4 protein-coding genes are annotated in these 4,135 nt (G+C 63.8%); 3 read left to right on the top strand and 1 reads right to left on the bottom strand.

Translation table 11 applies throughout. The features are described from left to right. From AC1DY5_RS44730 to AC1DY5_RS44720, 3 genes are all read left to right on the top strand, one after another. Positions 1-780 (top strand): aldehyde dehydrogenase family protein (locus tag AC1DY5_RS44730; RefSeq protein ID WP_478120836.1); only part of this gene is annotated, 780 nt, incomplete at its 5' end. Positions 781-812: 32 nt separating this feature from the next. Continuing rightward, positions 813-1,811 carry a Bug family tripartite tricarboxylate transporter substrate binding protein gene (locus tag AC1DY5_RS44725; RefSeq protein WP_478120835.1) on the top strand — a complete coding sequence of 333 codons (999 nt, stop codon included), beginning with the start codon at positions 813-815 and terminating at the stop codon, positions 1,809-1,811. A gap of 47 nt (positions 1,812-1,858) precedes the next feature. Further along, positions 1,859-3,259 (top strand): FAD-binding oxidoreductase, encoded by a 1,401-nt coding sequence (locus AC1DY5_RS44720; RefSeq protein ID WP_478120834.1) that lies wholly within the window; start codon positions 1,859-1,861, stop codon positions 3,257-3,259. A gap of 100 nt (positions 3,260-3,359) precedes the next feature. Here AC1DY5_RS44720 and AC1DY5_RS44715 read toward each other — a convergent pair. Beyond that, positions 3,360-4,135, bottom strand: a 776-nt coding sequence (locus AC1DY5_RS44715) for a LysR substrate-binding domain-containing protein (RefSeq protein WP_478120833.1), incomplete at its 5' end; no start/stop codon positions are given.

The raw sequence follows: 4,135 nt of genomic DNA, 5'->3' as shown, positions 1-4,135 counted from the left end.
CGTCTGATCAATGAGAAGGCGGGGCGCCACCTCAAGCACGCGGCGATGGAACTCGGCGGCAAGTCGCCAAACGTGGTGTTCGAGGATGCGGACCTGGAACAGGCTGCCTTCGGCGCCATCTCGGGCATCTTCGCCGCGACGGGCCAGACCTGTATCGCTGGCTCACGCCTGCTGGTACAGGACAGCATCCATGACGCTTTCGTCGAGCGCTTACTCGCAGTGGCACGCACGGCCCGCATGGGCGATCCAATGGATCCAGACACCGAGGTGGGGCCGGTGACCACGCCGCCGCAATACCAGAAGGTGCTGGAGTACATCGACATTGCGCGCAGCGAAGGTGCAACGGCGGTTCTGGGCGGCGAAAAGGGAACCGCGCCCGAGCGCGGCAAGGGCTGGTTCGTGCAGCCGACGATTTTCACGGGCGTGAGCAACGACATGCGCATCGCACAGGAGGAAGTGTTCGGCCCGGTGCTGTCGATCATCCGATTCAAGGACGAAGCTGACGCCCTGCGCATCGCCAACGACGTGCGCTTCGGTCTCGCGGCCGCCGTCTGGACGAAGGACATCGGCCGCGCCATCCGCATGTCGGAGCGGTTGCAGGCCGGCACCGTGTGGGTCAACACCTACCGCGCGGTGAGCTTCATGGCGCCGTTCGGCGGCTACAAGGATTCCGGCTTGGGCCGTGAGAACGGCATCGACGCAATCCGCGAGTACCTACAGACCAAATGCGTCTGGATCAACAGCGGCGCGGTCGCTGGCAATCCGTTCGTGATGCGCTGATTCGGACAAAGAAGGAAGAAGGAGACAAGGATATGAATACTTCGAAGCAGCCATCCCGGCGCGACCTGATGAAGTGGGGCGTCGCCGCCACGCCGGGCGTACCGCTGTCGTCGGCATTCGCGCAGGCCGCCCTGCCGAAGGGACCGGTCACCCTGGTGGTTCCCTTCGCAGCCGGGGGTGCGACGGACGTGGTTTCGCGCTTGGTGGCGCAGAAGCTATCGGAGCGCCTCAGGCACAGCGTTGTCGTGGAAAACGTGGCCGGCGGCGGCGGCGCCATCGGTGCTGCCAAGGTCGCGAAGGCAATGGCCGACGGCAGCGTGCTGTTGATGGGCACGGTCGCGACGCACGCGATCAATTCACTCTCGACTCCGCCGGCACCCTACGATGCGCAGAAGGATTTCACGCCGATCTCGCTGGTGGCGACTGTACCCAACGTGCTGTTGGTCAGCAACTCGTTCAAGGCCAAGAACGTGCGAGAGCTCATCGCCCTTTTGAAGGCGGAGCCGGGCAAGTACTCCTATGGCTCCTCGGGCGTGGGGACACCGCCCCAGCTGTCGGGTGAATTGTTCAAGTCGATGGCAGGCGTGGACATCGGCCATGTCCCCTACAAGGGGGGCGGACCGGCCATGACTGACGTGGTCGGCGGCCATATCCCGATCCTGTTCGACGTCCTGACCGGCGCCGCGTCGCACATTCGAGCCGGTTCAGTGCGCGCGCTGGCGGTCACCACCAGCCAGCGCTCGCCGTCCTTTCCGGACATTCCGACCCTCGCCGAAGCGGGTGTTCCCGGTTATGAGACCTATACCTGGAACGCCGTGTTCGGACCCGCGAAGCTTCCGTCACCCACGGTCGAACTGCTGAGCCGTGAATTGCAGGCGGTGGTGGCGCAACCGGAGGTGCAGGCCAAGCTGAAGGACCTGAGCGCGACGCCGGTCGGATCGAACCCCGAGGCGCTGGCCGCGCTGGTCAAGTCGGAGCACGAGAAGTGGGGTGCCGTGATCAATTCCATTGGTGGACTCAAGAGGGATTGAGCATGAGTTTCGACACCGCTGCTTTGCGCGAGCAGTTCGCCAAGGTCGTGGGCCCGGCGCGGGTGCTGACCGATCCAGCCGACATGCAAGCGTTCCAGCAGGACTGGCGAGGCCGGTATCAGGGCGCCGCGCTCGCGGTGCTGATGCCTGGCTGCACGAACGAGGTGGCTGCCGTCGTGAAGGTTTGTGCGGGCTTGAACGTGGCGATCGTCCCGCAAGGCGGCAACACCGGCCTGACGGGCGGCGCCGTCGCCGGAGCCGGCCGACCCACCGTGATCCTCAACCTCTCGCGCCTGAACCGGATCCGGGAGATCGACGCACTGAACAACTCACTGACCGCCGAGGCCGGCTGCATCCTGGCCCATGTGCGAGAGGCCGCTGAGGAAAGCCAGCGCCAGTTTCCGCTGCTGCTGGGCAGCGTCGGCAGCTGCGAGATCGGTGGCCTGGTGTCAACCAACGCTGGCGGAACAGGCGTCCTGCGCTACGGCAACATGCGCGAGTTGGTGATGGGGCTCGAGGTGGTCCTCCCCGACGGCCGTGTGTGGGACGGGCTGCGTGCGTTGCGCAAGGACAACTCCGGCTATGACCTGAAGCAGCTGTTCATCGGTGCCGAGGGCACGCTGGGCGTGGTGACGGCCGCGGTGCTGAAGCTCTTTCCCCGCCTGAATGTTTCCGCCACCGCCATGGTGGCATTGACGGGCGTCCAGCAGGCGGTCGATCTTCTGCGCTTCATGCAGGAACAGGTGGGCAATCGCATTGAGGCGTTCGAGATCATGTCGCGACGGCAGATCGAGATGGTCTTGCGACACGGCCACGGCCTGCAATCGCCCATGGAACTGGACGGTCCGTGGTTCGTGCTCATGGAGATCGCGGACAGCTCGCCGCAGTGGAACGCCGTCGCAGAGCTGGAGAGCACGCTCGAGACCGCCTTTGAGCGCGATCTGTTGACCAACGCAGTGGTCGCCACGGATGTGGCCAAGGCGAACCGCATCTGGGAGCTTCGGCACAACATTTCCGAAGCCAACAAGCGAGCGGGCTTCACCGTCTCGAACGACACGTCCGTGCCGGTCTCGAAGCTGCCGCTCTTCATAGAGCTCGTGACCGAGCGCATCGAGAAGCAGGTGACGGGAGCCGCCGTGTGCCACGCCGGACACATCGGTGACGGCAATATCCACGTCATCGCGGTGCTGTCACGTTCGGTCTTCGGCACGCCGGATCAATGCGAGGCAGCGGCAGCGAAGGTCAACCTGATTGTGCACAAGGCCAGCGTGGAACTGGGCGGCAGCATCAGCGCCGAACATGGCATCGGCAGGATGCATGTGGAGCGCCTGGAGYGATTCAAGCCGTCCATCGACCTGCAGATGATGCGGATGATCAAGTCGACTTTCGACCCATCAAACCTGATGAATCCGGGAAAGATCCTACGGGCAACCACGTTCAAGGCGTGAATCGCTGTGAGCACCAATACGAACGTGTGGTCCCACCATGCTCAGCATGGGGCTGAGTCGGCACAGGGTGAGGATAGGCGGGAGGAGGCTTTCGYGGCCTCTACTTCGGCGAAGCACCAATCCATCGGGCGGGCCAGGCGCCTGAAAGAACCATGTGTCGCAGAACATCGTGTACGAGCACGCCGACTGCGGATTTCGCCAAGGTGTCCGGCCTTGTTACGTTGGTGGCGAGGACAACTCGCCTGGACATTGCGGGGCTATCGATCACGGCGGTCCGCAGCCGTCCTGCCGCGACCTCTTCAGCGACAGATCCAAGCGGCAGTATCGTTTCGCCGATCCCTGCTTCCGCAGCGCGCTTGACGCTTCCGAGCGATTCGATCTCCGCGACGACATTCAATTGCAGATTGAGGGGGCCGCATGCGTCATCGATGATCCGCCGTAAACCGTGATCTTTTCCGGGAAGCACAAGGGGCCGATTTGCCAAGTCTGGCAGCGAAAGTTTTCGTGGCATCCGTCCGGTCGTCACGCCCGAGACCAGCACGAGCTTGTCATCGAGCAAAGGCCGCTTGGAAAGCCCGGCTTCGGGCTCATCGCCGTACATCAAGGCGAGGTCGAGCCGGCCTGACTGCAGCCATTCGCGCAAGAAGCCGCTATAGGCTTCGATGATCTTCAAGCGAACTTCCGGAAACTGCGTCCGGCATGCGCTGAGGATGGGCATGGTAGCCGTCAGGGCCACGGTCGTGGGAAAACCGATCGCGACATCTCCCCTCGGCACTGTGCCGCATTCCAGTACCGCTGAGCGGGCGCGGTCGAGGTCGGCAAGCACGACCTTGACGTGCTCGAGGAAGACCCTTCCAGCTTCGGTCAATGTGATGC

The sequence above is a fragment of the Variovorax sp. P4_D9 genome, assembly GCF_056401695.1.
This window is presented reverse-complemented; position numbering and strand designations above follow the sequence as displayed.